Source organism: Streptomyces sp. NPDC001728, assembly GCF_040297565.1.
Classification (GTDB): Bacteria; Actinomycetota; Actinomycetes; order Streptomycetales; family Streptomycetaceae; genus Streptomyces.
Genome location: NZ_JBEOZK010000001.1, coordinates 291,842 through 316,676, shown reverse-complemented (window position 1 = coordinate 316,676; position 24,835 = coordinate 291,842). Strand labels below are relative to the sequence as shown.

General features: G+C 73.2%; 24 protein-coding genes. 15 read left to right on the top strand and 9 right to left on the bottom strand.

The features are described from left to right. The first annotated feature begins 58 nt into the window (after nt 1–58). The 3 genes from ABT154_RS01455 (at nt 59) to ABT154_RS01445 (ending at nt 3,154) form a co-directional block, all read left to right on the top strand. Entirely contained in the window at nt 59–1,564 is a 1,506-nt protein-coding gene (locus tag ABT154_RS01455) for a DUF2252 domain-containing protein (RefSeq protein WP_351851403.1), read from the top strand. A 403-nt stretch (nt 1,565–1,967) separates the two neighbouring features. Next, nucleotides 1,968–2,753: a hypothetical protein gene (locus ABT154_RS01450; protein WP_351852018.1), complete on the top strand. Its 786-nt coding sequence runs from the start codon at nt 1,968–1,970 to the stop codon at nt 2,751–2,753. Between the two features lie 56 nt (nt 2,754–2,809). Then, nucleotides 2,810–3,154 (top strand): rhodanese-like domain-containing protein, encoded by a 345-nt coding sequence (locus ABT154_RS01445; RefSeq protein WP_351851401.1) that lies wholly within the window; start codon nt 2,810–2,812, stop codon nt 3,152–3,154. 31 nt (nt 3,155–3,185) lie between these two features. Here ABT154_RS01445 and ABT154_RS01440 read toward each other — a convergent pair whose 3' ends face one another. From ABT154_RS01440 to paaA, 6 genes are all read right to left on the bottom strand, one after another. Continuing rightward, nucleotides 3,186–4,319, bottom strand: coding sequence for an acyl-CoA dehydrogenase family protein (locus tag ABT154_RS01440; protein WP_351852015.1), 1,134 nt, complete (start codon nt 4,317–4,319; stop codon nt 3,186–3,188). A 95-nt stretch (nt 4,320–4,414) separates the two neighbouring features. Continuing rightward, nucleotides 4,415–5,518, bottom strand: a complete 1,104-nt coding sequence (locus tag ABT154_RS01435; protein ID WP_351851399.1) for a 2Fe-2S iron-sulfur cluster-binding protein — start codon at nt 5,516–5,518, stop codon at nt 4,415–4,417. Continuing rightward, complete coding sequence (gene paaD, locus ABT154_RS01430) at nt 5,519–6,016, bottom strand: 1,2-phenylacetyl-CoA epoxidase subunit PaaD (RefSeq protein WP_351851396.1); 498 nt, start codon at nt 6,014–6,016, stop codon at nt 5,519–5,521. After that, the gene (gene paaC / locus ABT154_RS01425) at nt 6,010–6,777 is read right to left on the bottom strand and encodes a 1,2-phenylacetyl-CoA epoxidase subunit PaaC (RefSeq protein WP_351851394.1); all 768 of its coding nucleotides are present in this window, start codon (nt 6,775–6,777) and stop codon (nt 6,010–6,012) included. Before paaC ends, paaD begins: the two co-directional genes overlap by 7 nt. Continuing rightward, nucleotides 6,774–7,061 (bottom strand): 1,2-phenylacetyl-CoA epoxidase subunit PaaB, encoded by a 288-nt coding sequence (gene paaB, locus ABT154_RS01420; RefSeq protein WP_024760355.1) that lies wholly within the window; start codon nt 7,059–7,061, stop codon nt 6,774–6,776. The genes paaC and paaB overlap by 4 nt, the downstream gene beginning before the upstream one ends. Further along, entirely contained in the window at nt 7,058–8,080 is a 1,023-nt protein-coding gene (gene paaA / locus ABT154_RS01415; protein ID WP_351851392.1) for a 1,2-phenylacetyl-CoA epoxidase subunit PaaA, read from the bottom strand. The genes paaB and paaA overlap by 4 nt, the downstream gene beginning before the upstream one ends. A 112-nt stretch (nt 8,081–8,192) precedes the next feature. Here paaA and ABT154_RS01410 point away from each other — a divergent pair, with 112 nt between their 5' ends. From ABT154_RS01410 to ABT154_RS01400, 3 genes are read left to right on the top strand one after another with little or no spacing between them, the layout of a single operon-like run. After that, a complete protein-coding gene (locus tag ABT154_RS01410) occupies nt 8,193–8,981 on the top strand; it encodes a DUF5819 family protein (RefSeq protein ID WP_351851389.1) in 789 nt (262 codons plus the stop codon). Then, nucleotides 8,978–10,264 (top strand): HTTM domain-containing protein, encoded by a 1,287-nt coding sequence (locus ABT154_RS01405; RefSeq protein ID WP_502969415.1) that lies wholly within the window; start codon nt 8,978–8,980, stop codon nt 10,262–10,264. The genes ABT154_RS01410 and ABT154_RS01405 overlap by 4 nt, the downstream gene beginning before the upstream one ends. Continuing rightward, the gene (locus ABT154_RS01400; protein ID WP_351851387.1) at nt 10,261–10,938 is read left to right on the top strand and encodes a TrmH family RNA methyltransferase; all 678 of its coding nucleotides are present in this window, start codon (nt 10,261–10,263) and stop codon (nt 10,936–10,938) included. Before ABT154_RS01405 ends, ABT154_RS01400 begins: the two co-directional genes overlap by 4 nt. Nucleotides 10,939–10,978: 40 nt before the next feature. Here ABT154_RS01400 and paaN read toward each other — a convergent pair whose 3' ends face one another. Then, nucleotides 10,979–12,676 carry a phenylacetic acid degradation protein PaaN gene (paaN, locus tag ABT154_RS01395; RefSeq protein WP_351851384.1) on the bottom strand — a complete coding sequence of 566 codons (1,698 nt, stop codon included), beginning with the start codon at nt 12,674–12,676 and terminating at the stop codon, nt 10,979–10,981. Nucleotides 12,677–12,799: 123 nt separating this feature from the next. Here paaN and ABT154_RS01390 point away from each other — a divergent pair, with 123 nt between their 5' ends. Continuing rightward, nucleotides 12,800–14,449, top strand: coding sequence for a 3-hydroxyacyl-CoA dehydrogenase (locus ABT154_RS01390; RefSeq protein ID WP_351851381.1), 1,650 nt, complete (start codon nt 12,800–12,802; stop codon nt 14,447–14,449). Next, on the top strand, nt 14,446–15,039 hold the full coding sequence (locus ABT154_RS01385; RefSeq protein ID WP_351851378.1) for a TetR/AcrR family transcriptional regulator: 594 nt from the start codon (nt 14,446–14,448) through the stop codon (nt 15,037–15,039). The genes ABT154_RS01390 and ABT154_RS01385 overlap by 4 nt, the downstream gene beginning before the upstream one ends. 191 nt (nt 15,040–15,230) lie before the next feature. Here the strand turns inward: ABT154_RS01385 and ABT154_RS01380 are convergent, their stop codons facing one another. Further along, nucleotides 15,231–15,833, bottom strand: a complete 603-nt coding sequence (locus ABT154_RS01380) for an Lrp/AsnC family transcriptional regulator (protein WP_351851375.1) — start codon at nt 15,831–15,833, stop codon at nt 15,231–15,233. A gap of 177 nt (nt 15,834–16,010) precedes the next feature. Between ABT154_RS01380 and pdhA the strand changes: the two genes are divergently transcribed. The 7 genes from pdhA (at nt 16,011) to ABT154_RS01345 (ending at nt 24,185) form a co-directional block, all read left to right on the top strand. After that, nucleotides 16,011–17,171 (top strand): pyruvate dehydrogenase (acetyl-transferring) E1 component subunit alpha, encoded by a 1,161-nt coding sequence (gene pdhA, locus ABT154_RS01375; RefSeq protein ID WP_317878663.1) that lies wholly within the window; start codon nt 16,011–16,013, stop codon nt 17,169–17,171. Next, complete coding sequence (locus ABT154_RS01370) at nt 17,171–18,217, top strand: alpha-ketoacid dehydrogenase subunit beta (RefSeq protein WP_351851371.1); 1,047 nt, start codon at nt 17,171–17,173, stop codon at nt 18,215–18,217. Before pdhA ends, ABT154_RS01370 begins: the two co-directional genes overlap by 1 nt. Beyond that, the gene (locus ABT154_RS01365; RefSeq protein WP_351851368.1) at nt 18,217–19,659 is read left to right on the top strand and encodes a dihydrolipoamide acetyltransferase family protein; all 1,443 of its coding nucleotides are present in this window, start codon (nt 18,217–18,219) and stop codon (nt 19,657–19,659) included. The genes ABT154_RS01370 and ABT154_RS01365 overlap by 1 nt, the downstream gene beginning before the upstream one ends. A 103-nt stretch (nt 19,660–19,762) precedes the next feature. Beyond that, complete coding sequence (locus tag ABT154_RS01360; protein ID WP_351851365.1) at nt 19,763–20,617, top strand: NTP transferase domain-containing protein; 855 nt, start codon at nt 19,763–19,765, stop codon at nt 20,615–20,617. Continuing rightward, nucleotides 20,587–22,065, top strand: a complete 1,479-nt coding sequence (locus ABT154_RS01355) for a molybdopterin molybdotransferase MoeA (RefSeq protein ID WP_502969425.1) — start codon at nt 20,587–20,589, stop codon at nt 22,063–22,065. Before ABT154_RS01360 ends, ABT154_RS01355 begins: the two co-directional genes overlap by 31 nt. Before the next feature lie 20 nt (nt 22,066–22,085). After that, the gene (locus ABT154_RS01350; protein WP_502969424.1) at nt 22,086–23,147 is read left to right on the top strand and encodes a potassium channel family protein; all 1,062 of its coding nucleotides are present in this window, start codon (nt 22,086–22,088) and stop codon (nt 23,145–23,147) included. A gap of 51 nt (nt 23,148–23,198) precedes the next feature. Further along, nucleotides 23,199–24,185, top strand: a complete 987-nt coding sequence (locus tag ABT154_RS01345; RefSeq protein WP_351851357.1) for an NAD(P)H-quinone oxidoreductase — start codon at nt 23,199–23,201, stop codon at nt 24,183–24,185. Between the two features lie 76 nt (nt 24,186–24,261). Here the strand turns inward: ABT154_RS01345 and ABT154_RS01340 are convergent, their stop codons facing one another. After that, nucleotides 24,262–24,810, bottom strand: a complete 549-nt coding sequence (locus tag ABT154_RS01340; protein WP_332435396.1) for a bacterial proteasome activator family protein — start codon at nt 24,808–24,810, stop codon at nt 24,262–24,264. Between the last annotated feature and the right edge of the window lie 25 nt (nt 24,811–24,835).

The following is a 24,835-nucleotide window of genomic DNA, read 5'->3' as shown; positions in this document are numbered from 1 at the left end:
CCCGGCGGTACCGTCGGAGCCGGATGATGTTGGAATTCGCATCGGGGGAGGACGTGCCATGGACGAGATCCAGGCCGTGGTGCCGGGACAGCGCGGTACGGACGGAGGGCCGGACGGCGGACGGGTGCCGCACGTACCGGGCTTCGCGCGCCGCGCCGCCGGAGGCCCCGGAACCTCCCCCGACGGAATCTCTTCTGACGGGAACGGGTCCGCGGGCGCCTCTCCCAGTGCGCGGGGCAAGGAACTGCGCGAGCGGGTCCCGCGCTCCGAGCACCGTCGACCGGCCCTCGCCGCCGACCGCCCGGACGCCGTGCGGGCCGTGGAGGAGTCGAACCGCGGCCGGGTCCCCGAGCTGGCACCGATCAGGGTCGGCCGGATGGCCGCCGGCCCCTTCGCCTTCCTGCGCGGCTCCGCGGGCCTGATGGCCCAGGACCTCGCCGGCACCCCCGTCACCGGGATCTCGGCCCAGCTGTGCGGTGACGCCCACGCGGCGAACTTCGGCCTCTACGGCGACGCCCGCGGCCGGCTCGTCATGGACCTCAACGACTTCGACGAGACGATCGTCGGCCCCTGGGAATGGGACCTCAAGCGGCTCGCCACCTCCCTCGTCCTCGCGGGCCGGGAGGTCGGGGCGAGCGAGGAGGTGTGCCGGGCCGCCGCGTTCGACACCGTCGGCGCCTACCGGCGCACCATGCGACTGCTCGCCCGGCTTCCCGCGCTCGACGCGTGGAACGCGATACCCGACGAGGAACTCGTCTCACACACCGACGCGCGTGACCTCCTCGGCACCCTGGAACGGGTCTCCGCCAAGGCCCGCAACAACACCAGCGCACGGTTCGCCGCCCGCTCGACCGAAGCGGTGACCGACACCGAGGGCGGCGGCCGCAGATTCGTGGACGCTCCCCCGGTGCTGCGCAGGGTCCCCGACGCGGAGGCGGCGGCCGTCGCCGTCTCCCTCGGCGAGTACCTGGAGACCGTGTCGGAGGACCGGCTGCCGCTCCTCGCGCGGTACGCCGTCCACGACGTGGCCTTCCGGGTCGTCGGCACCGGCAGCGTCGGCACCCGTTCCTATGTCGTGCTGCTCCTGGACCACCGGGGCGAGCCGCTGGTGCTCCAGGTGAAGGAAGCCAGACCGTCCGCCCTGCTGCCCCACCTGCCGACCGCGGGCTTCACCGTGCCCGAGCCCGGCCACGAAGGGCAGCGGGTGGTGCTGGGGCAGAAGCGGATGCAGGTCGTCAGCGACATCCTGCTCGGTTGGACCACGGTCGAGGGGCGCCCCTTCCAGGTGCGCCAGTTCCGCAACCGCAAGGGCAGCGTCGACCCCGCCGCGCTCACCACCGACGAGGTCGACGACTACGGCCGGATGACCGGGGCCCTGCTGGCCCGCGCCCACGCCCACAGCGCCGACCCGCGCCTGATAGCCGGCTACTGCGGCAAGAACGACGAGTTCGACGAGGCCGTGGCCGCCTTCGCCGTCTCGTACGCGGACCGCACCACCGCCGACCACGCCGCCCTGCTCACCGCCGTCCGAGCAGGCCGCATACCCGCGGAACAGGGCGTCTGAACGAACCCGAAGCCCAGGGGCCGGGTCCGCCACCCACACAGGTGGCGGCCCGCGCCCCGGCTGGTGGGGGCCGCGAGGCCCGGGTCGGTGCCCACGACGGTGGGCCGACGCCCAGGGCCGGTGGCCACGACGGCGGGACTGGCGCCCACGTCACGGCTTGGGTGGGGCTGATGCCCACAGAGGGGGAGGGAGGGGAGGGGGGAGGGGAGGGGGGAGGCCCCCTGTTGGGACCGTAGGCTGGTTGGGACGAGCCGGAACGAGGACGTAGGCGGGCGTGGACGTGAGCGTGCACCAGGGTGCGAACGAGGGTTCCGAGGGCGAGCCGCCTCAGGACGAGCAGTCCGGGGACCAGCAGTCCGGGGACCAGCAGTCCGGGGACCAGCAGTCTCAGGAGTCGCCGTGTGTGGCGGGTGGTGACGAGCGGCCCGAGGCTCGGCTTGAGCGGGCTGTGCGGGTGGCCGAGCAGGCGTTGATCGAGTTCGAGATCGCCGTCGAGACCTTCCGTGTCGAGGTGGACAACTTCTCGCGGTTGCACCACCAGAAGCTCGGGCCGATGTACGCGCGGCTCGACGAACTCGACGCAAGGATCGCGGAGGCCCGGGCGGCGCGTACCGGCGACCCCGAGGATCTGCGGAGGGCCGAGGAGGCGCGGGCTGCGGTCCTGCCGATGCCCGGGGTGGACGAGCTGTTCCACGACTGGATCGACTCCGACGGCCTGTCCCCCGAGGCCGCGGCGATGCTCACCGACCGCCCGGTGCAGCCGCCCAAGCGGGTCCGGCCCGGCGAGGAGGCCCGCAGGCTCTACCGGGAGCTGGCCCGCAAGGCCCACCCCGACCTCGCACGCGAGGAGGACGAGCGCAAGCGCCGCGAGGAGTTCATCACCCGGGTCAACGCCGCCTACGCCCGCGGCGACGAGGCCCTGCTCCGGGAGCTGTCCGCCGAGTGGGAGGCCGGTCCTGTGCCGCCCGAGCGGCTCAGCGAGAGCGAGGAGTTGTACGCGCGTCTGGAGTGGCTGGCGCAGCGCAAGGACATGCTGTCGGCGGTGGCGCGTGAGCTGGAGGAGAGCGCGATCGGCGCGATGCTGCGGATGGCGCCGGAGGACCCGGACCAGCTCCTCGAGGAGATCGCGGAGCAGTTGCTCGCGCAGGTCACCGAGCGTGAGACCGAGCTGGCGGGGCTGGTGCAGTAGGTTTTTCCGTGCGCCCGGTCTCCTTCGGGCGGTACTGACGAGAGAAGGCCGGTCCCATGAATTTCTCCCCGCTGCCCTCGGTGGACGCGGCTTCCGTGCCGGCCGATGCGCTGGTGCTGGACGTCAGGGAGGACGACGAGTGGGCGGCCGGGCACGTCGAGGGCGCGCTGCATGTGCCGATGAGCGACTTCGTCGCCCGCTTCGGTGAGGTGACGGAGGCCGTGGCCGAGCGCGGTCGCGCCTTTGTGATGTGCCGGGTGGGCGGCCGGTCGGCGCAGGTCACGCAGTATCTGGTGCAGCAGGGCTTCGACGCGGTGAACGTCGAGGGCGGCATGCTCGCCTGGGACGGTGCCGGGCGTCCGATGGTGACGGGGAACGGCAGCCCGGCCTTCGTCCTCTGAGATCTCTGAGGTTCTCGGTCTTTCGTCGGCGTCAGCCGAGGGGGTGGGCGGCCAGAAGGTCGCCGAGGGCCTCCTCGTGGGCGGCGGCGGGGCCGAGCGACAGTTCCAGGTGCTTGGCCCAGGCGTGGTAGCGGTGCAGCGGGTAGTCGGTGTCGGCGCCGAAGCCCCCGTGCAGGTGCTGCGCGGTCTGCACCACCCGGCGTACCCCTTCCGAGGCCCAGATCTTCGCGACGGCGATGTCGCCGAGGGCCGGCAGCGGCGCCTCGGCCCCGCTGGAGAGCCGCCAGGCGGCCTGCCAGAGGGTGGCCTCCATGGCCCGCAGGTCGATGTAGCGGTCGGCGGCCTGGACGGCGACCGCCTGGAAGGTGGCCACGGGGTGGCCGAACTGCTCGCGCTTCCCGGTGTACTCGCTCGTCATGGTGAGGACGGCCTCGCCGAGACCGAGGGCGAGCGCGCAGGTGCCGGTGGTGAGGAGTCCGCGCAGCTGCTCCCAGGCGTCCTCGGCGTCGATGACGTCGGCGGCGTCGAGGTGCACGGAGTCGAGGTGCAGTTCGGCGAGGAGTTCGCCGTTGGTGGAGTACTGCGCGGTGAGGCCGAGGCCTTCGTGCGTACGGGGTACCAGGGCGAGGACGGTACCGCCGTCGGCGGTGTGCGCGGGTACGGCGATGAGGTCTGCGCCGTGCGCCCAGGGGACGGCGGTCTGTACTCCGTCGAGGGTCCAGCCCTCGTTGTCGCGGTGCGCGGTGACCGCCAGTTCGGCGGGGTCGTGGCCGGTGCGTCCCTGGGAGGCGGTGGTGAGGACGAGCTCGCCGCGGCCGACGCGGGGCAGGATCCGGGCCGCGGTCTCCCGGGGGGCGTACCGGTCGACGGTCGTCGCGACGGCGCTGGTCTCCAGGAGCGGCACGCGGGCGAGGACGCGGGCCGATTCGCGGAGGACGAGGCAGAGGGCGACGGGGTCGAGCCCGGCGCCGCCGTGCTCGGAGGAGACCGTGAGGGTGAGCAGGTCGGCGGCGGCGAGCCGGGACCAGAGCGGTCGGTCGAGGTCCTCGGACACCGCCCCCGGGGTGAGGGCGGGGCTCGGTACGGCGTCGGGTGCGACGCCCGAGAAGACCGCCTTGGCCGCCTCGACGGCCGCCTGCTGCTCTTCGGTGAAGGTGAAGTCCACTGCCCTGCCCTCCCGTTGCCCCTGCTCCTGCTGACGGTCCGTCAACATAGAACAGGTTCTAGTGGAAGGGAATGGGCGGCGCCTCCCGGTCTTCGTCAGCGGTCGAAGTCCAGCTCCACGTCCGGGGTCACCGGGTGGGACTGACAGGCCAGGACGTATCCGGCCTCCGTCTCCTCCGGTTCGAGCGCGAAGTTGCGGTCCATCCGCACCTCTCCGCCGACGAGGAACGCGCGGCAGGTGCCGCACACCCCGCCCTTGCAGGCGTACGGCGCGTCCGCGCGGGCGCGGAGCACCGTGTCGAGGAGCGTCTCGCCTCTGTCCACCGGCCAGGTGCCGGAGCGGCCGTGCAGGGTCGCGGTCAGGGTGGCGTGCGCGGGGGTGTCGGCGGTCGGGACCGGGGCGGGCGCGGAGCCGTCGTCGACGTGGAAGATCTCCTGGTGGATGCGGCCGCGGTCGACGCCGAGTCCGCGCAGCGCCTGCTCGGCGCCCTGGACGAGTCCGAAGGGGCCGCAGAGGAACCAGCCGTCGATCGTGTCGACCGGCAGCAGCGCGGGCAGCAGTCCGGCGAGCCGCTCGCGGTCGAGCCGGCCGGACGGCAGACCGGCCTGCTGCTCCTCCCGGGAGAGGACGGTGACCAGCTGGAAGCGGTCGGGGTAGCGGTCCTTGAGGTCGGCGACCTCGTCGAGGAACATCGTGGACGCGGCGGTGCGGTCGCTCCGGATCAGGCAGAACCGGGCCTTGGGCTCGCGGGCGAGCAGGGTGGCCGCGATGGACAGGACCGGGGTGATGCCGCTGCCGCCGACGACGGCCGCGAAGTGGCCGGGGCGCGGGGTGAGCGAGAAGCGGCCTCTGGGCTCCATGACCTCGACGAGGTCGCCGACGGCCAGTTCCTTCAGCGCGTACGTCGAGAACGAGCCGCCGTCGACGAGCCGGATCCCGACGCGGAGGACGGGGGCCTCGCCGGCCGGGGAGGCGGGGGCGCAGATCGAGTACGTGCGGCGGATCTCCTCGCCCTGCTCGCCCGTGCGGCGCAGGGCGAGGTGCTGGCCGGGGTGGTGCCGGTACGTCTCGTGGAGTTCGGGTGGGACCGCGAAGGTGACGGCCACGGAGTCGTCGGTGAGCCGCTCGACCTCGCTCACCGTGAGGGAGTGGAATCCGGCTCGCCCGGCGACCGGGTCGCCCACGCCTGAGGACTCCATCTACAGCTCCTTGAAGTGGTCGAACGGTTCGAGGCAGGCGGTGCAGCGGCGCAGTGCCTTGCACGCGGTCGAGGAGAAGCGGCTGAGGAGTTCGGTGTCGGTGGAGCCGCAGTGGGGGCAGCGGATCGCGAGGGTCAGCGGCACGGGGCCGTCGGCCGGGCCCTGCGGGCGCGGCGGGGCGACGCCGAACTCGGCGAGCTTGCGCCGCCCTTCCTCGCTGATGTCGTCGGTGGACCAGGCGGGTGCGAGGACGGTGACGACGGAGACGTCGGGGACGCCGTGCGCGTGGAGGGCGCGCTCGATGTCCGAGGACATGGCCTCGACGGCGGGGCAGCCCGTGTATGTGGGGGTGAGAGAGACCTCGACCCGGCCGGGGCCGGTGACGTGGACTCCGCGGAGCACGCCCAGCTCGGCCAGGGTGAGGACGGGCAGCTCGGGGTCGAGGACGGCGCCGGCGACGCGGCTCAGTTCCTCTTCCAGGGCGGTCAGGGTCACCATGTCGCCCCCGGGTGGCTGCGGTGCAGGTGCTGCATCTCGGCGATCATCCGGCCGAAGGACTCGGTGTGGAGGCCCTGCCGTCCGGCGCCCGCGGCCCAGGCGCCGGTGCGCGGCCCGGAGGGCACGGTGAGGGTGGCCCTGCCGAGGATGTCGGTGACGGAGGCCAGCCAGGCGCTCTCCATGGCCGAGTGGTCCACGTCGAGCCCGTCGACGGGCAGGAACAGTTCGCCCGTGTACCGCCACAGGGCGTCGCAGGCCCGCTGCATCCGCTCGCGGCTCTCGGCGGTGCCGTCGCCGAGGCGGAGGGTCCAGTGCTCGGCGTGGTCCTGGTGGTAGGCGACCTCCTTGACGGCCTTGGCCGCGAGGGCGGCGAAGGGGCCGTCGCCGGTCGCGAGCCGGGCGTACAGGAGGCGCTGGTAGGTGGAGAAGTAGAGCTGCCGGGCGATGGTGTGGGCGAAGTCGCCGTTGGGCTGCTCGACGAGCTGGACGTTCCGGAAGGAACGCTCCTCGCGCAGGTAGGCCAGTTCGTCCTCGTCGCCGACGAGGGAGAGCAGGACGCGGGCCTGGCCGAGGAGGTCGAGCGCGATGTTGGCCAGGGCGACCTCCTCCTCCAGGACGGGGGCGGAGCCCGCCCATTCCCCCAGGCGGTGGGAGAGGACGAGGGCGTCGTCACCGAGGGCGAGTGCGGCTCCGGTGAGGGCCGCGTCGGCGGGTGCGGCTCCGCCGGACGGGGTGTGCTCGTGGGTGTCCGTGGTGCTCACAGGTGCTTCACCCCCTCCGGGATCTCGTAGAACGTCGGGTGACGGTAGGGCTTGTCCGCCGACGGCTCGAAGAACGGGTCCTTCTCGTCGGGCGAGGAGGCGGTGATCTCCGTGGACGGGACGACCCAGATCGACACGCCCTCGCTCCTGCGGGTGTACAGGTCGCGGGCGTTGCGCAGGGCCATCTCCGCGTCGGGTGCGTGGAGACTGCCCGCGTGGGTGTGGGACAGCCCGCGGCGGGAGCGCACGAACACCTCCCACAGCGGCCAACCGTCGCTCGTCATCCCTGTGCCTCCCCGTGCTTGCCGGTGTGCTTGTGCTTCTCCGCGTGGGCCGCGGCGGCTTCCCTGACCCAGGCGCCGTCCTCGTGGGCCTGGCGCCGTCTGCTCAGTCGCTGGTCGTTGCACGGGCCGTTGCCCTTGAGCACGTCCCAGAACTCGGTCCAGTCGATCGGCCCGAAGTCGTAGTGCCCGCGCTCCTCGTTCCACCGGAGGTCGGGGTCGGGGAGGGTGAGGCCGAGCGCCTCGGCCTGCGGCACGGCGATGTCGACGAAACGCTGGCGCAGTTCGTCGTTGGTGTGGCGCTTGATCTTCCAGGCCATCGCCTGGGCCGTGTGGGTCGACTCGTCGTCGGGCGGGCCGAACATCATCAGCGAGGGCCACCACCAGCGGTCCACGGCGTCCTGCGCCATGGCGTGCTGGGCCTCGGTGCCACGGGAGAGGGCGAGCAGCGCCTCGTACCCCTGGCGCTGGTGGAACGACTCCTCCTTGCAGACGCGGACCATCGCCCGGGCGTACGGCCCGTACGAGCAGCGGCACAGCGGGACCTGGTTGGTGATCGCGGCGCCGTCCACCAGCCAGCCGATCGCGCCGACGTCGGCCCAGGTCAGCGTGGGGTAGTTGAAGATCGAGGAGTACTTCTGGCGGCCCGAGTGGAGCTTGTCGAGCAGCTCGTCGCGGCTGGTGCCGAGAGTCTCGGCCGCGCTGTACAGGTAGAGGCCGTGGCCGGCCTCGTCCTGCACCTTGGCCATGAGGATCGCCTTGCGCCGCAGCGAGGGCGCGCGGGTGATCCAGTTGGCCTCCGGCTGCATGCCGATGATCTCTGAGTGGGCGTGCTGCGCGATCTGCCGGACGAGCGAGGCGCGGTACGCCTCGGGCATCCAGTCGCGCGGCTCGATCCGCTCGTCGGCGGCCACTGCTGCGTCGAACACGGCCTCGTGGGCGGCCTGCTCCGCCGCCACGGCCGCGTCCGACACACTGGGCACGCCCGTGGTCTCTGCCGTCCCTGCCGTCACTGCGGTCATCGGACCCCCTACCGACCGATCGTTCGGTTGAATGACTTCAATGGTGAGTCGACGGCCCGTATGGTGTCAACCCTGTGGATAACCGAGGTGGGCCGATCGGGATCGGGGCGGGATGGACGCGTACGTCGAGAAGGACGCGGCCGGAGTGGACGGCGACCGTCCGGCACCCCCCGCCGACGGCCTGGAACCGGAGCCCCCGGCGGCCCGCGCGACCAGCGGAATCATGGCCCTGTCGCTGCCCTACCAGGTCGTCCTGGCGGTGGCGCTCGCCGTCACCGGAGTGTTCGCCTGCGTCCACCTCGCGATGGTGTTCCTGCACGTCGCGCCGTCCAACACGCTGACCAAGCGGCACGGCCAGGCCGTCGACGACTGGATCTATCCCGAGTTCGAACAGAACTGGAAGCTCTTCGCGCCCAACCCGCTCCAGCAGAACGTCTCCGTCGAGGTCCGCGCCGAGGTCGCCGCCGCCGACGGCGGCCGCCGCTCCACCGGCTGGACCGACCTCACCGCCCAGGACACCGCGGCGATCCGCCACAACCCGATGCCCAGCCACGCCCAGCAGAACGAGCTGCGCAGGGCCGTCGACTTCTACCTGAGCACCCACTCCGACGACAACCGCCCCAACGGGCTCCGCGGTGAGCTCTCGGAGCAGTACATGCGCCGGATCGCGATGCTCCGCCTCGACGCCCTCCCCGCCCTCCGGGGCACCGACGGACGGGCGCTCGGCGGCGAGGTGCTGCGCGTCCAGCTCCGCGCCGTCACCCGGCCCGTCCCCGCGCCCGCGTGGAGCACCGAGAAGACCGACACCGCCCCCTCGTACCGCGACTTCCCCTGGTGGCCGGTCACCGACGAGGACCGGCCCGCCGCAGCCGACCGAAGCCGTACGGAGGCGGGCCGATGAGCACCCCCGACCCGACCCCCGTCCCCACCTCTGGTGGCCCCGACACCGCCACGCGCGCGCGTACGCGGGTGAAGGAGTCCTTCGACCGCCGGCTCGCCCGTGCTGTCCAGACCGTCACCGGCCGCTCCCTCGGCCCGTACCAGACCGCGATCGTCCGGATCGGCTTCTCGCTGACCTGGCTGGCCTTCCTGCTCCGCGAGCTGCCCCACCGCCACGAGCTGTACGGCCCCGACGGCCCCTGGTCCTGGGAGATGGCCCACCGGCTGATCGCCGACAACCGGGCCTTCACCGTCCTCATGTGGTCGGACGGCCGGATCTGGTTCGAGTGCGTCTACGCGCTCGCGGTGCTCTCCGCCGTGCTGCTCCTGGTGGGCTGGCGCACCCGGGCCGTCTCCGTGGTGTTCATGGCCGGGGTGCTCTCGCTGCTGAACCGCTCCGTCTTCGTGAGCGACGGCGGCGACAACGTCCTCCACCTCGCCGCGATCTATCTCGTGTTCACGCGCTGCGCGCAGGTCTGGTCCCTCGACGCCCGGCGGGCGGCCCGTGAGGCCCGCGCCGCGAGCGCCGGGGAGCCGCCGCGACAGGACCGGGTCGGCCCGCTCCTGTGGGTCGTGCTCGGCGGCTTCCTGCTCGTCACGACCTGGTTCAGCGAGGTCAGCGGCGAGTGGTGGCTGCCGGTGCTGCTGTGGGTGCTGTGGCTGGGGAACGGCCTGTGGTGGCTGGTCTGCCGGTACGCGCCGGAGGAGCCGCGTACCCTGCTCGACGCCCTCGCCCACCTCGCCCACAACGCCGCTCTCGTCGTGATCATGGCGGAGGTCTGTCTGATCTACGCGACGGCCGGCTGGTACAAGATCCAGGGCTCGCGCTGGCAGGACGGCACGGCGCTGTTCTACCCGCTCCACCTCGACTACTTCACGCCCTGGCCGGCGCTCTCCGGGCTGCTCGGGACCAGCGGGATCATGGTGATGCTGCTGACCTACGGCACGGTGATCGTGCAGGTCGCGTTCCCCTTCACGCTCTTCCACCGCAAGGTCAAGAACGTCCTGCTGGTCGCGATGATGCTGGAGCACGCGGGGATCGCGGTCCTCCTCGGGCTGCCGGTCTTCTCGCTCGCGATGATCTCCGCCGACGCCGTGTTCCTGCCGACGCCGTTCCTGCTGGCGCTCGGCGTCCGGGCGGTACGGGGCCGGGACCGGCTGCTGCGGCGGCGGACGGGCACCGAGGCGCTGCCCGAGCAGCGCCGTACGGGTGAGGAGCAGGGTCCCCGTACCCTCGTCGGGTGAGCACCACCGAGGAGAAGCCAGCGGCCGAGGCGACCGAGCCGGTCCAGTACGACGAGGGTTTCGGCCCCGAGATCGGCGTCGGACCGCATCCGGAGCCGTGGCCCGAGAGCGAGCGGTACGACCCCGAGCTGCTGGCTGGTGGCGACCGGCGCAATGTCGTCGACCGCTACCGGTACTGGACGCGGGAGGCGGTCGTCGCCGACCTCGACACGCGTCGGCACGACTTCCACGTGGCCGTGGAGAACTGGGGCCACGACTTCAACATCGGTTCGGTGGTGCGGACCGCCAACGCCTTCCTCGCGAAGGAGGTCCACATCGTGGGTCGGCGGCGCTGGAACCGGCGCGGCGCCATGGTCACCGACCGCTACCAGCACGTCCGGCACCACCCCGACACCGAGTCGCTGACCTCGTGGGCGGCGGCCGAGGGGCTGCCCGTGATCGGCATCGACAACCTGCCGGGCGCGGTGCCGCTGGAGCGGACTGTGCTGCCCCGGCGCTGTGTGCTGCTGTTCGGGCAGGAGGGCCCGGGGCTCACCGAGGAGGCCCGCGCCCACGTGGAGATGGTCTGCTCGATCGCCCAGTTCGGTTCGACCCGGTCGATCAACGCGGGGGCCGCCGCCGCGATCGCCATGCACGCATGGGTGCAGCGGTACGCGGAGATCGAGGCGCCGTAGGCGCCGTGGAGGCCCCGGAGGGCCTCCACGAGACCGTGGATCAGGCCTGGCGGCGGACCTCCACCACCCGGAAGCGGTTGGAGACGAAGGCGCCGTCGCACAGCGCGGCGTTCGCCGCCGGGTTTCCGCCGGAGCCGTGGAAGTCGGAGAACGCGGCCGTCTGGTTCACGTAGACCCCGCCCGTGAGGTTCAGCGAGAGCTGGGCCGACTCCTCCAGGCAGACCTCCTCCACCGCGCGCTCGGTGTCCGCCGAGGTCGTGTACGCCCCGACGGTCATCGCGCCCTTCTCGCGGACCGTGCGCCGCAGCAGCTCCAGGGCGTCCTCGGTGGAGTCCACCGAGACGGCGAAGGAGACCGGGCCGAAGCACTCCGAGAAGTACGCGGCCTGGGCGTCGGGCTTCGAGCCGTCCAGCTTCACGATGACGGGAGTGCGGACCACGGCGTCGGGGTACTCCGGGTTGGCCACCTCGCGGGAGGCGAGCGCCACCTCGCCGAGACCGGCGGCGGCTTCGAGGCGGGCCTTCACGTCCGGGTTGACCAGGGCGCCGAGCAGTCCGTTCGCCCGCGCGTCGTCGCCCAGGAGACCGCCGACCGCCGCCGCGAGGTCGGCGACGACCTCGTCGTACGACCTGGGGCCCTGGTCGGTGGTGATGCCCTCGCGGGGGATCAGCAGGTTCTGCGGGGTGGTGCACATCTGGCCGCTGTACAGGGAGAGCGAGAACGCCAGGTTGGCGAGCATCCCCTTGTAGTCGTCGGTGGAGTCGATCACGACTGTGTTGACGCCGGCCTTCTCGGTGTAGACCTGCGCCTGGCGGGCGTTGGTCTCCAGCCAGTCGCCGAAGGCGGTGGAGCCGGTGTAGTCGATGATCCGGATCTCGGGGCGCACGGCCAGGGTCTTGGCGATGCCCTCGCCCGGCCGCTCGACGGCGAGCGCCACCAGGTTCGGATCGAAGCCGGTCTCGGCCAGCACCTCGCGGGCGATCTTGACGGTGAGCGCGAGCGGCAGGACCGCGCGGGGGTGCGGCTTGACCAGGACGGGGTTGCCGGTGGCGAGGGAGGCGAACAGGCCCGGGTAGCCGTTCCACGTGGGGAAGGTGTTGCAGCCGATCATCAGGGCGATGCCGCGGCCGACCGGGGTGAACTCCTTGGTCAGTTCCAGGGGGTCGCGCTTGCCCTGGGGCTTGGACCACTCGGCGCGGCCCGCGGGGGTGCGCGTCTGCTCCACGTACGCGTACGTCACGGCTTCGAGGCCGCGGTCCTGAGCGTGCGGGCCGCCGGCCTGGAACGCCATCATGAACGCCTGCCCGCTGGTGTGCATGACGGCGTGCGCGAACTCATGGGTGCGGGCGGAGATCCGGGCGAGGATCTCCAGGCAGACCAGGGCGCGGGTCTCCGCCCCGGCGTCCCGCCACGCGCCCGTGCCCGCGCGCATCGCGGGGAGCAGGACGTCCATGTCGGCGTGCGGGTACTCGATGCCGAGCGCCGGGCCGTACGGAGAGATCTCGCCGCCGGTCCAGCCGTCCGTGCCGGGCTGGTCCAGCTCGAAGCGGGTGTTCAGCGCGGACCGGTGGGCGGCGAGGCCTGCGGCGGCGTCGAGCGAGCCGTCCGCGCCGTAGGCCTTCGGGTGCTCGGGGTACGGCGACCAGTAGGCACGGGTCCGGATGGTGGCGAGCGCCTGGTCGAGCGTGGACCGGTGCTTCTCGGCCAGACGGTCGGTGGTCAGCTGAGCGGTGGCCATGGATGGACCAACTCCTCGTCGAGCTGGGCAGGGAGACGCGTACGGAGTTAGAGTAACCGAACGATCGGTCGGGACAAGGGGGCCTGTCGATCCTGTGGAAAACCCATCGGGGAGGATCACTCCATGAGCGCCAACGTGACCGTCAGGGGGAGCGACGACGTGACCGCCAGTGAGACCGCCGCAGAGGGACAGGACCGCGCAGCCGCCGTGGAAGCCGTGGTCGCAGGGGCCGTGGGAGCCGTCGGGGGCGCCGTCGGGCGGGACCGTACCGTCGCCGTCGTCGGCACCGGGACCATGGGCCAGGGGATCGCCCAGGTCGCGCTGGTCGCCGGTCACCCCGTGCGCCTCTACGACAGCGCCCCGGGCCGGGCCGCCGAGGCCGTCGCCGCCCTCACCGCCCGTCTGGACCGGCTCGTGGAGAAGGGGCGCCTGGACGCCGCCGCCCGGGAGGCCGCCGTCGGCCGGCTGTACGCGGCCGAGGACCCCGCCGAGCTCGCCGACGCCGCCCTCGTGATCGAGGCGATCGTCGAGGACCTCTCCGTCAAGCAGCGGCTCTTCGCCGACCTGGAGAAGATCGTCGGCGACGACACCGTCCTCGCCACCAACACCTCCTCCCTCTCCGTCACCGCCATCGCGGGCGGGCTCCGGCTGCCCGGCCGCTTCGTCGGACTGCACTTCTTCAACCCGGCGCCGCTGCTCCCGCTCGTCGAGGTCGTCAGCGGCTTCGCCACCGACCCGGACGTCGCCACGCGCGCGTACGGGACGGTGAAGGGCTGGGGCAAGACGCCGGTGCGCTGCGCCGACACCCCCGGCTTCATCGTGAACCGGATCGCCCGCCCCTTCTATGCCGAGGCGCTGCGGGTGTTCGAGGAGGGCGCGGCGGACCCGGCCACCATCGACGCGGCCCTGCGCGAGTGCGGTGGTTTCCGCATGGGCCCCTTCGAGCTGACCGACCTCATCGGCCAGGACGTGAACGAGGCCGTCACCCGCTCCGTCTGGGAGTCCTTCCACCAGGACCCCAAGTTCACGCCCTCGCTCGCGCAGCGGCGGCTCGTGGAGTCGGGGCGGCTCGGCCGGAAGACGGGACGGGGCTGGTTCTCGTACGAGGAGGGCGCCGAGCGTCCCGAACCGCACACGGCGGCGCCGGCGGAGGCCCCGGCGAGCATCGTCGTCCGGGGCGACCTCGGGTCGGCGGAACCGCTGGTCGGCCTGTTCGAGGCGGCCGGGATCACGGTCCGGCGCAAGAAGGGCCCCGGTTGCATCGAGCTGCCGAGCGGCGGCGAGCTCAACCTCGCGGACGGCGAGACGTCCTTCGAGTACCAGAAGGACGACATCGTCTACTTCGACCTCGCGCTCGACTACGAGGCCGCGAGCCGGATCGTGCTGTCGACCCGCGAGGGCGTCGAGCCCGATGTCCTCGCCGAGGCGGTCGGGCTCTTCCAGGCACTCGGCAAGCAGGTGTCCGTGATCGGGGACGTGCCCGGCATGATCGTGGCCCGTACGGTCGCGATGCTGGCCGATCTGGCCGCCGACGCCGTCGACCGGGGCGTGGCCACCGCCGAGGACGTGGACACCGCGATGCGGCTCGGGGTCAACTACCCGGCGGGACCGCTGGAGTGGGCCGGGAAGGTGGGCCACGCGCGCGTACGGGAGCTTCTGGACGCGATGCACGAGCGCTGCCCGTCGGGGCGGTACGCGCCCAGCCTTGCCACGGCGCGCCGGGCCTTCGTCGAAGACGCCCGGGACGGCCGGGACGGGGAGGACGCACGATGACCACCGCCAAGCGCGACACGTACACGCCCGAGACGCTGCTCTCCGTGGCCGTCCGGGTCTTCAACGAGCGCGGTTACGACGGCACCTCGATGGAGCACCTTTCCAAGGCGGCCGGGATCTCCAAGTCGTCGATCTACCACCATGTGTCCGGCAAGGAGGAGCTGCTGCGGCGGGCGGTCAGCCGGGCGCTCGACGGGCTCTTCGTGATCCTCGACGAGCCGGGCGCGGTGCGCGGCCGGGCCGTCGAGCGGGTCGAGTACGTCACCCGCCGCACGGTCGAGGTGCTGATAGCGGAGCTTCCGTATGTGACGCTGCTGCTGCGGGTGCGGGGCAACACGGGCACCGAGCGGTGGGCGATGGAGCGGCGGCGGGAGTTCGACCACCGGGTGGCCGAGCTGCTGAGGGCCGCCGCGGAGGAGGGCGACCTGCGGGCCGATGTCGACATCCGGCTCGCGACCCGACTGCTCTTCGGCATGATCAACTCGTTGGTGGAGTGGTACCGGCCGCATCCGGACGCGACGGCGGAGCAGGAGCAGCTCGCCGAGACCGTCGCGCACCTGGCGTTCGACGGGCTGCGGGCGGCGCGCTGAGGGGCTGCTGAGGCCGCGCTGGGGGCCCGTGCCCGGAGCCCGCCGCCGCAGGACCGGGCCGCGCCCGCCTGCGGTCCCGGGCGGGCCCCCGTCTGAGCCCCCGGGCCGGGCCACAGGACTCTGAGCCCCCGGGCAGGGCCCCAGGGCCGCCCCCGCCCCCGGGCATCACCCCCGGGGCCGGCGGCGCCCCCTCAGCCGCGTGGGTCCGCGTTCAGGTCCGTCTCCTCGAAGACCAGCAGCGTGCGCGTGGACAGCACCTCCGGGATCGCCTGGAGCCGGGTGAGGACCAGCTCGCGCAGCGTCCGGTTGTCCGGGGTGTGGACCAGCAGCAGGACGTCGAAATCCCCGCTGACCAGCGCGATGTGCGTGGCGCCCGGCAGCGCTCTGAGCTGCTCGCGGACCGTGCGCCAGGAGTTCTGGACGATCTTGAGCGTGATGTAGGCGGAGGCTCCGTGCCCCGCCCGCTCGTGGTTGACGCGGGCACTGAAGCCTCGGATCACCCCGTCGTCGATGAGCCGGTTGATGCGCGCGTACGCGTTGGCCCGCGAGACGTGCACCCGCTCGGCCACGGAGCGCACCGACGCGCGGCCGTCCGTTTGCAGCAACCGCAGGATGTCGCGGTCGATCGCGTCCAGCGGGCGCGCCGGAAGCACGCCCGTCGGCGCCCCGATCGGGGCGCTCAGCACCTCGCCGGGAACCTCGCTCCCGGCCCCGCCGAGGGCGCCTCCCGTGTCATCGCCCGAGTCACCGCCCGGAGCCTCGCTCCGGTCGACGGCCATTTGTTCATCCGCCATGTCCCCCCGCCTCTCTCCGGTGGACGACCTGCACACATCCCAGGCTGTGGAGAACCGTTTGTCCACAGGCTGAAGGTGCCTGTAGCCAAAATGCCTCCACGACCGAACAATCGGTAGGTGAGGCGCACCACACTCGCGCCACCCGCCTTCGGGTCTTATGCCCGCTCCCACGAGGAGGTGGACTCGTTGCAACAGCGCAGTTCGACAGTCCAAGAGCCGCCCGGTGCCGTCCCCGCCTACCGGCCGACCCCGCCGCCGGCGTGGCAGCCGCGCACCGACCCCGCCCCGCTGCTGCCCGAGACCGAGCCGCTGCGCGTGCTCGGCACGGACGCCGTGGCCGACGCCGACCCCGCGCTGCTGCTCCGGCTCTACGCGGAGCTGGTCCGAGGCCGCCGGTACAACACGCAGGCCACCGCCCTCACCAAGCAGGGCCGGCTCGCCGTGTACCCGTCCACCACCGGCCAGGAGGCGAGCGAGATCGCCGCCGCCCTCGCGCTGGAGGACCGGGACTGGCTCTTCCCCTCGTACCGCGACACGCTCGCGGCGGTCGCCCGCGGCCTCGACCCCGTACAGGCGCTGACCCTGCTGCGCGGCGACTGGCACACCGGGTACGACCCGCGCGAGCACCGCATAGCGCCGCTCTGCACCCCGCTCGCGACCCAGCTGCCGCACGCGGTGGGCCTCGCCCACGCCGCCCGCCTCAAGGGCGACGACGTGGTCGCGCTCGCCATGGTCGGCGACGGCGGCACCAGCGAGGGCGACTTCCACGAGGCGCTGAACTTCGCGGCCGTCTGGCAGGCCCCCGTGGTCTTCCTCGTGCAGAACAACGGCTTCGCGATCTCCGTACCGCTGGCCAAGCAGACCGCCGCCCCCTCCCTCGCCCACAAGGCCGTCGGATACGGGATGCCCGGCCGGCTCGTCGACGGCAACGACGCGGTCGCCGTCCACCAGGTGCTGACCGAGGCCGTGGCCCGCGCCCGGCGCGGCGGCGGCCCCACTCTCGTCGAGGCCATCACCTACCGGATCGACGCCCACACCAACGCCGACGACGCCACCCGCTACCGCGCGGCCGGCGAGGTCGAGACCTGGCGGGCGCACGACCCGATCCTCATCCTCGAAAGGGAACTCACCGAGCGCGGTCTGCTCGACGAGGACGGCAAGCGGGCGGCGGCGGAGGCCGCCGAGACGATGGCCGCCGACCTGCGGGAACGGATGAACGCCGACCCGGTGCTCGACCCGATGGACCTCTTCTCCCACGTGTACGCGGAGCAGACGGCGCAGCTGCGCGAACAGGCGGCGCAGCTGCGCGCCGAGCTCGAAGCCGAGGGTGAGGCGTGATGACGACGGCGACGACCGGACCCGCGGCGGACAGGACCGCCGCGAAGGCCGGCAAGCCCAAGCCGGCCACGATGGCGCAGGCGCTCCAGCGCGCCATGCGCGACGCGATGGCCGAGGACCCGACCGTCCATGTGATGGGGGAGGACGTCGGCACCCTGGGCGGGGTCTTCCGGGTCACCGACGGACTCGCCAAGGAGTTTGGCGAGGACCGCTGCACGGACACGCCGCTGGCCGAGGCGGGCATTCTCGGCGCGGCCGTCGGCATGGCCATGTACGGGCTGCGGCCGGTCGTCGAGATGCAGTTCGACGCGTTCGCGTACCCGGCGTTCGAGCAGCTGATCTCCCACGTCGCGAAGATGCGGAACCGGACGCGCGGCGCGATGCCGATGCCGATCGTCATCCGTGTCCCGTACGGCGGCGGGATCGGCGGCGTCGAGCACCACAGCGACTCCTCCGAGGCCTACTACATGGCCACCCCCGGAATCCATGTCGTCACCCCGGCCACGGTCGAGGACGCCTACGGGCTGCTGCGCGCGGCCATCGCCTCCGACGACCCGGTGGTCTTCCTGGAGCCCAAGCGGCTCTACTGGTCCAAGTCCGACTGGTCCCCCGAGGCCCCCGCGCCCGTCGAGCCGATCGGCAAGGCCGTCGTCCGCCGGCGCGGCACCGGGGCCACCCTGATCACCTACGGCCCCTCGGTGCCGGTCTGTCTGGAGGCGGCCGAGGCCGCCCAGGCCGAAGGCTGGGACCTGGAGGTCGTCGACCTGCGCTCGCTCGTGCCGTTCGACGACGAGACCGTCTGCGCCTCGGTGCGGCGCACCGGCCGCGCGGTCGTCGTGCACGAGTCGGCCGGCTTCGGCGGGCCCGGCGCGGAGATCGCCGCGCGCGTGACCGAGCGCTGCTTCCACCATCTGGAGGCGCCGGTGCTGCGGGTCGCGGGCTTCGACATCCCGTATCCGCCGCCGATGCTGGAGCGGCACCATCTGCCGGGCGTGGACCGGGTCCTGGACGCGGTGGCGCGACTGCAGTGGGAGGCGGGGCGCTGATGGCCCAGGTGCTGGAGTTCAAGCTGCCCGACCTCGGTGAGGGACTCACCGAGGCGGAGATCGTCCGCTGGCTGGTCGCCGTCGGCGACGTCGTCGCGATCGACCAGCCGGTCGTCGAGGTCGAGACGGCCAAGGCGATGGTCGAGGTGCCCTGCCCGTACGGCGGTGTGGTGACCGCCCGGTTCGGCGAGGAGGGCACCGAACTGCCCGTCGGAGCACCGCTCCTGACGGTCGCGGTGGGCGGCACGGGCGCTCCGGAGGAGCTCGCGGAGGCGGCTCCCGGAGCCGCTCCCACGGCGGGCGGGTCCGCCGCCGAGTCGGCTGTGTCCTCGGAGTACTCGGGCAATGTGCTCGTCGGCTACGGCACGGCGGGGCCCGCCGCCCGCCGCCGCCGGGTACGGCACGAGAACCCGGCCGTGGCGCAGTCCCGCGTAGCGGCTCCCGCCCCTGTCGCCGCTCCGGCGCCGGTCGTCGCTGCCCCGGCTCCGGCTCCGGCTCCGGCTCCGGTCGCCGTGGCGGTCGCCGGGCACGGGGGGCCGGTGCCGGTCATCTCGCCGCTCGTACGGAAGCTGGCCAGGGACCGGGGGCTCGACCTGCGGGAGGTGCGCGGATCGGGGCCCGAGGGGCTGATCCTGCGGGCCGACGTGGAGTTCGCCCTCGCGGCCCTGGAGCGGCCGACCGCCGGAGAGACGCCCGCGCCGGCCGTCACCGCGCCCGCCGTCACCGCGCCCGCGTCGGTGGGAACGTCCGCCGTCGCCGAGCGGATTCCGCTGCGCGGGGTGCGCGGCGCCGTCGCGGACAAGCTGTCCCGCAGCCGTACGGAGATCCCGGACGCGACCTGCTGGGTCGACGCCGACGCGACCGAGCTGATGGCCGCGCGGACCGCGATGAACGCGGCGGGCGGGCCGAAGATCTCCCTGCTCGCGCTCCTCGCCCGGATCTGCGTCCACGCCCTGAGCCGGTTCCCCGAGCTCAACTCAACCGTGGACACCACAGCCCGGGAGATCGTCCGGTTGCCGGCCGTGCACCTCGGCTTCGCCGCCCAGACCCCGCGCGGCCTGGTCGTACCCGTGGTCAAGGACGCCGGGTCCCGCACGGCGGAGTCGCTCGCGGCCGAGTTCGCCCGGCTGACAGAGGCCGCCCGGCAGTCCGCGCTGACCCCGGCCGACCTCACCGGCGGCACGTTCACCCTGAACAACTACGGGGTGTTCGGGGTCGACGGGTCCACACCGATCATCAACCACCCCGAGGCCGCGATGCTCGGCGTCGGCCGGATCATCCCGAAACCCTGGGTGCACCAGGGCGAACTGGCCGTCCGTCAGGTCGTGCAGCTGTCGTTCACCTTCGACCACCGCGTCTGCGACGGCGGTACGGCGGGCGGCTTCCTGCGGTACGTGGCTGACTGCGTCGAGCAGCCCGCGGTCCTGCTCCGCACGCTCTGACGACCGGCCTCCGCAAGGGGCCCGTGCCGTTCCCGCCGTCCGTGCCGTCTCAACCTGGAGACGCGCCGGACGGCGGCGGCCGTCGGCGGCCCATACTGCTGGGGTGACCACAGCACATGACGCCGTCGTGCTCGCCGGAGGCGCCGCCACGCGCCTCGGCGGCGCCGACAAGCCCGGAGTACGGGTCGGAGGCCGGGCCCTCCTCGACCGGGTCCTCACGGCCTGCGCCGGCGCGGACCGGACCGTGGTCGTCGGCGGTCCCCGCCCGACCGTCCGCCCCGTCCGCTGGACCCGCGAGGACCCGCCCGGCGGGGGCCCGCTGGCCGCCCTCGACGCGGGGGTACGGGAGACCCGGGCCGAAGTCCTGCTCGTGCTCTCCGCCGACCTGCCCTTCCTCGACGAGGACACCGTCCGGCTGCTGCTCGGCGCACTCGCCGAGGACCCCGCCGCCGAAGCCGCGCTCCTCACCGACGCCGAGGGGCGGGACCAGCCGCTCGTCGCCGCCTACCGGGCCGCCCCGCTCCGCCGCGAACTGGTACTCGCCGCCGAATACCGCGGCACCCTCGCGGGCGGCCCGCTGCGCCTGCTCACCGGGGCGTTGAAGCTCACCCGGGTCGCCGCGGGGCCGCTGGCCTCCTTCGACTGCGACACCTGGGAGGACATCGCCACGGCGCGGGCGCGGATCAGGGAGCATGGGGGCGTGCTGGATGAATGGATCACCGCAGTCAAGGACGAACTGGGTATCGAGCTGGACGTCGACACCGGCGTACTGCTGGACCTGGCCCGCGACGCCGCCCACGGGGTGGCCCGTCCCGCCGCGCCCCTGACCACCTTCCTGGTGGGCTACGCGGCGGCGCGCGCGGGTACCGACGGCGGGCCCGAGGCGGTCGCCGAGGCCGCCAGGAAGGCCGCCGCGCTGGCGCAGCGCTGGGCCGCCGAGCAGGACGAGGCCGGATGAGTCTGAGGGAGACCGTCCCGGTGGCCCCGGGAACCGACGGCGGTGCGCACGCGGAGCGCCCGCACCGTGCCACCGCCTGGCCCGAGGCACGGGCCGCCGCCGTCCGCGCCGGGGCCTCCGCCCGGGCCGGCCGGGCGGCGTCCAGCGTACCGCTGGGGCAGGCGCTCGGCCGGGTCCTGACGGAGCCGCTGACGGCCCTCACCGACCTGCCGTCCTTCGACACCTCCGCCATGGACGGCTGGGCGGTCACGGGTCCCGGACCCTGGACGGTGATCGAGGAGGGCGCCGTCCTCGCCGGTCACGCGCCCGCGACCGGGACGGAGCGGCAGCCGGCCGACGGTGAGGCGGTACGGATCGCCACCGGCGCGCGCGTACCCGCCGGCACCACCGCCGTCGTCCGCACCGAGCACGCGCGTACCGAGCGCCCGGCCGGCGACCCCGCTGCCGCCGCCGGCCCCGACGCCCTTCTGCTGCACGCGCTCCGCGAGGTCGTGCCCGGTCAGGACATCCGCCCCCGGGGCCAGGAGTGCCGCTCCGGCGACGAACTCCTCCCCGCGGGCACCCTCGTGACCCCCGCCGTCCTCGGTCTCGCCGCCGCCGCCGGCTACGACGCGCTCCCCGTACCGCCCCGCCCCCGGGTGGAGATCCTGGTCCTCGGCGACGAACTGCTCACGGCCGGACTCCCGCACGAGGGGCTCATCCGCGACGCCCTCGGCCCGATGCTCGGCCCCTGGCTGACGGCGCTCGGCGCCGACGTCCTCGCCACCCGCCGCATCGGTGACGACGCCGAGGAGCTGGGCACCGCCGTCACCGGTTCCACCGCCGACCTGATCGTGACGACCGGCGGCACGGCCGCCGGGCCCGTGGACCACGTCCACGGCGTGCTCGACAAGGCGGGCGCCACCCTCCTCGTCGACGGCGTGAAGGTCCGGCCCGGCCACCCGATGCTGCTTGCCCGCCTCGCGGCCGATCCCGGCCGTCCGGAGCACGTCCGCCATCTCGTCGGGCTCCCCGGCAACCCGCTCGCGGCCGTCTCGGGCCTGATCACCCTCGCGGAGCCGCTCCTCAGGGCCCTCGCGGAAGCGGAAGCGGAAGCGGAAGCCGACACCGACACCGAGGCCGACGCCGACGCCGAGGCAGACGTCAGGACCCGCGCCGACGCTCCCGAGCCCGCCCCCGGCGCAGCCGGGGAAGCCCGCCTCGCCCTGCAGGGCGAAGTGCAGGGGCACCCGTACGACACGCGTCTCGTCCCGGTCGTCCGCCGGGGCGGACGGGTCCTGCCGCTGCACTACAACGGACCGGCCATGCTCCGTGGCATCGCCGCCGCCGACGGTCTGGCCGTCGTTCCGCCCGGCGGCGCGCGCCCCGGCCAGGAGCTCGACATCCTCGATCTTCCCTGGCCCACGGCCGAGGGGGCCGTACCGGCCCAAGGAGCGTGTTTCACGTGAAACTTCCCAGCCGCGACGTGATGGCCCGCCAGGCGGACGAGCGGATCGCGAGCCCGAGCATCCGGCTCCCCCGCCGGGTCGTCGAGCGTCCGCTGCGCCAGGTCGGCAAGCGACTGCTCATGGCGATGGCCGTGCTCGCCGTGACCATCCTCATCGTCTACGTCGACCGGGCCGGCTACCACGACAACGCCAACGGCACGCTCGACTTCCTCGACTGCGCCTACTACGCGACCGTGACCCTCTCCACCACCGGCTACGGCGACATCGTGCCGTACAGCGACTCGGCGCGGCTCGCCAACATCCTGCTCGTCACGCCCCTGCGCGTGCTGTTTCTGATCATCCTGGTCGGCACCACCCTCGAAGTCCTCACCGAGCGGACCCGCGAGGAGTTCCGGCTGAACCGCTGGAGGTCCACCTTGCGCGACCACACCGTCATCGTCGGCTTCGGCACCAAGGGGCGGTCCGCGATCCAGACCCTCTGCGCGACCGGCCTCCGCAAGGACCAGATCGTCATCGTCGATCCTTCCAGCAAGGTCATCGAGACGGCCAACGCGGACGGGTTCGTCGGGGTCGTCGGCGACGCGACCCGCAGTGACGTGCTGCTCCGTGCCGAGGTGCAGCGGGCGCGCCAGATCGTCATCGCCACCCAGCGCGACGACACGGCCGTCCTGGTCACCCTCACGGCACGCCAGCTCAACCGGGGCGCGAAGATCGTCGCTGCGGTCCGCGAGGAGGAGAACGCGCCGCTGCTGCGCCAGTCCGGTGCGGACGCGGTCATCACCAGCGCCAGCGCCGCCGGGCGGCTGCTCGGCCTCTCCGTGCTGAGCCCCAGCGCGGGCACCGTCATGGAGGACCTGATCCAGCAGGGCTCGGGCCTCGACCTGGTGGAACGCCCGGTGACCAAGAGCGAGGTCGGCAAGAGCGTGCGGGAGACGGGCGACCTGGTGGTGAGCGTGCTGCGTGGCCACCGGCTGCTCGGTTACGACGACCCCGCCGCCAGCCCGCTCCAGCTCACCGACCGGGTGATCACCATCGTGCGTGCCACGGCGGTCACCCCGCTCAGCACGCCGCCGGAGGACTGAGCACGCGGCACCGGGCCCCGGTGCGGCGGCGGCGGGAGTAGCCTCGCCGCCATGTATGCGATCACGATTCCGGAACCCGGCGGTCCCGAGGCCCTCGTCTGGGCCGAGGTGCCCGATCCCGTACCCGGCGAGGGTGAGGTGCTCGTCGAGGTGGTGGCGAGCGCCGTCAACCGTGCCGATCTGCTCCAGCGGCAGGGCTTCTACGACCCGCCGCCGGGCACGTCCCCGTATCCCGGTCTGGAGTGCTCGGGCCGGATCGTCGCGCTCGGTTCCGGTGTGGCCGGCTGGGCCGTCGGCGACGAGGTGTGCGCGCTGCTCGCCGGCGGCGGTTACGCCCAGAAGGTCGTCGTACCGGCCGGGCAGCTGCTTCCCGTACCGGAGGGCGTCGACCTGGCCACGGCCGCCGCGCTCCCCGAGGTCGCCTGCACCGTCTGGTCCAACATCTTCATGATCGCGCACCTGCGGCCGGGTGAGACGCTGCTCGTGCACGGTGGCGCGAGCGGGATCGGCACGATGGCGATCCAGCTGGCGAAGGCGGTCGGGGCGCGGGTCGCGGTGACCGCCGGAGGCCCCGAGAAGCTGGCGCGCTGCGCCGAACTCGGCGCGGACATCCTCATCGACTACCGGGAGCAGGACTTCGTCGAGGAACTGGCGAAGGCGACGGACGGGGCGGGCGCGGACGTCGTCCTGGACATCGTGGGGGCCAAGTACCTGGACCGGAACGTGAAGGCGCTGGCCGTCAACGGCCGCCTCGTCGTCATCGGTCTCCAGGGCGGGGTGAAGGCCGAGCTGAACCTCGGTGCGCTGCTCGCGAAGCGCGCCGCGGTGATGGCGACCACACTGCGGGCCCGTCCCGCGGACGAGAAGGCGGCGATCGTCGCCGCCGTCCGGGAGCACGTCTGGCCGCTGATCGCCGCGGGTACGGTCCGGCCGGTCGTCGACCGGGCGCTGCCGCTGGCGGAGGCCGCCGAGGGGCACCGCGTGCTGGAGGCCGGCGGCCACGTGGGCAAGGTGCTGCTGCTCTCGCCCCAGGGCTGAGGCGCGGACGCGGGAGGGGCCCGGCACACAAGGTGCCGGGCCCCTCCTCCGTACGGTCAAGGTCTCCGGGAGACCCCTACAGGTACGGGCCTGAGCGGACCGCGTGGCCGTGGCCGCGGTCGTCGTCGTCATCGTCGTGACCCGCACCCGGCGGGAGCGCCCTGCGCATCTGCTCCAGCTGGGCACGCGCCGCCATCTGCTGGGCGAACAGCGCCGTCTGGATGCCGTGGAAGAGGCCCTCCAGCCAGCCCACCAGCTGGGCCTGCGCGATCCGCAGCTCGGCCTCGGAGGGGATCGCCTCGTCCGTGAACGGCAGGGAGAGACGCTCCAGTTCTTCCACCAGCTCGGGCGCGAGCCCGTCCTCCAGCTCCTTCACGGAGCTGGCATGGATGTCCTTGAGCCTGACCCGGCTGGCCTCGTCGAGAGGTGCCGCACGTACTTCCTCCAGGAGCTGCTTGATCATGCTGCCGATCCGCATGACCTTGGCAGGCTGCTCGACCATTTCCGTCACCGGGACCTCGCGGGGTTCGTCGTCGCCCTGAGTGCCGCCGAGCGCCATCCCGTCCTGTCCCACGATGAGGACCTGGGGGCTCTCCTGCGACCTGTCATTCCTCGGCATCTCCATGCCGCCATTCTCTCGTACCCAAGCG

What these genes read in the sequence shown, in the direction of transcription:
- ABT154_RS01455 (WP_351851403.1), top strand. Translation starts at nt 59, where the DNA reads ATGGACGAGATCCAGGCCGTGGTGCCGGGACAGCGCGGTACGGACGGA.
- ABT154_RS01445 (WP_351851401.1), top strand. Translation starts at nt 2,810, where the DNA reads ATGAATTTCTCCCCGCTGCCCTCGGTGGACGCGGCTTCCGTGCCGGCC.
- ABT154_RS01435 (WP_351851399.1), bottom strand. Translation starts at nt 5,518, where the DNA reads ATGGAGTCCTCAGGCGTGGGCGACCCGGTCGCCGGGCGAGCCGGATTC.
- paaD (WP_351851396.1), bottom strand. Translation starts at nt 6,016, where the DNA reads ATGGTGACCCTGACCGCCCTGGAAGAGGAACTGAGCCGCGTCGCCGGC.
- paaB (WP_024760355.1), bottom strand. Translation starts at nt 7,061, where the DNA reads ATGACGAGCGACGGTTGGCCGCTGTGGGAGGTGTTCGTGCGCTCCCGC.
- paaA (WP_351851392.1), bottom strand. Translation starts at nt 8,080, where the DNA reads ATGACCGCAGTGACGGCAGGGACGGCAGAGACCACGGGCGTGCCCAGT.
- ABT154_RS01410 (WP_351851389.1), top strand. Translation starts at nt 8,193, where the DNA reads ATGGACGCGTACGTCGAGAAGGACGCGGCCGGAGTGGACGGCGACCGT.
- ABT154_RS01405 (WP_502969415.1), top strand. Translation starts at nt 8,978, where the DNA reads ATGAGCACCCCCGACCCGACCCCCGTCCCCACCTCTGGTGGCCCCGAC.
- paaN (WP_351851384.1), bottom strand. Translation starts at nt 12,676, where the DNA reads ATGGCCACCGCTCAGCTGACCACCGACCGTCTGGCCGAGAAGCACCGG.
- ABT154_RS01390 (WP_351851381.1), top strand. Translation starts at nt 12,800, where the DNA reads ATGAGCGCCAACGTGACCGTCAGGGGGAGCGACGACGTGACCGCCAGT.
- ABT154_RS01385 (WP_351851378.1), top strand. Translation starts at nt 14,446, where the DNA reads ATGACCACCGCCAAGCGCGACACGTACACGCCCGAGACGCTGCTCTCC.
- ABT154_RS01380 (WP_351851375.1), bottom strand. Translation starts at nt 15,833, where the DNA reads ATGGCGGATGAACAAATGGCCGTCGACCGGAGCGAGGCTCCGGGCGGT.
- ABT154_RS01370 (WP_351851371.1), top strand. Translation starts at nt 17,171, where the DNA reads ATGACGACGGCGACGACCGGACCCGCGGCGGACAGGACCGCCGCGAAG.
- ABT154_RS01365 (WP_351851368.1), top strand. Translation starts at nt 18,217, where the DNA reads ATGGCCCAGGTGCTGGAGTTCAAGCTGCCCGACCTCGGTGAGGGACTC.
- ABT154_RS01350 (WP_502969424.1), top strand. Translation starts at nt 22,086, where the DNA reads ATGGCCCGCCAGGCGGACGAGCGGATCGCGAGCCCGAGCATCCGGCTC.
- ABT154_RS01345 (WP_351851357.1), top strand. Translation starts at nt 23,199, where the DNA reads ATGTATGCGATCACGATTCCGGAACCCGGCGGTCCCGAGGCCCTCGTC.
- ABT154_RS01340 (WP_332435396.1), bottom strand. Translation starts at nt 24,810, where the DNA reads ATGGAGATGCCGAGGAATGACAGGTCGCAGGAGAGCCCCCAGGTCCTC.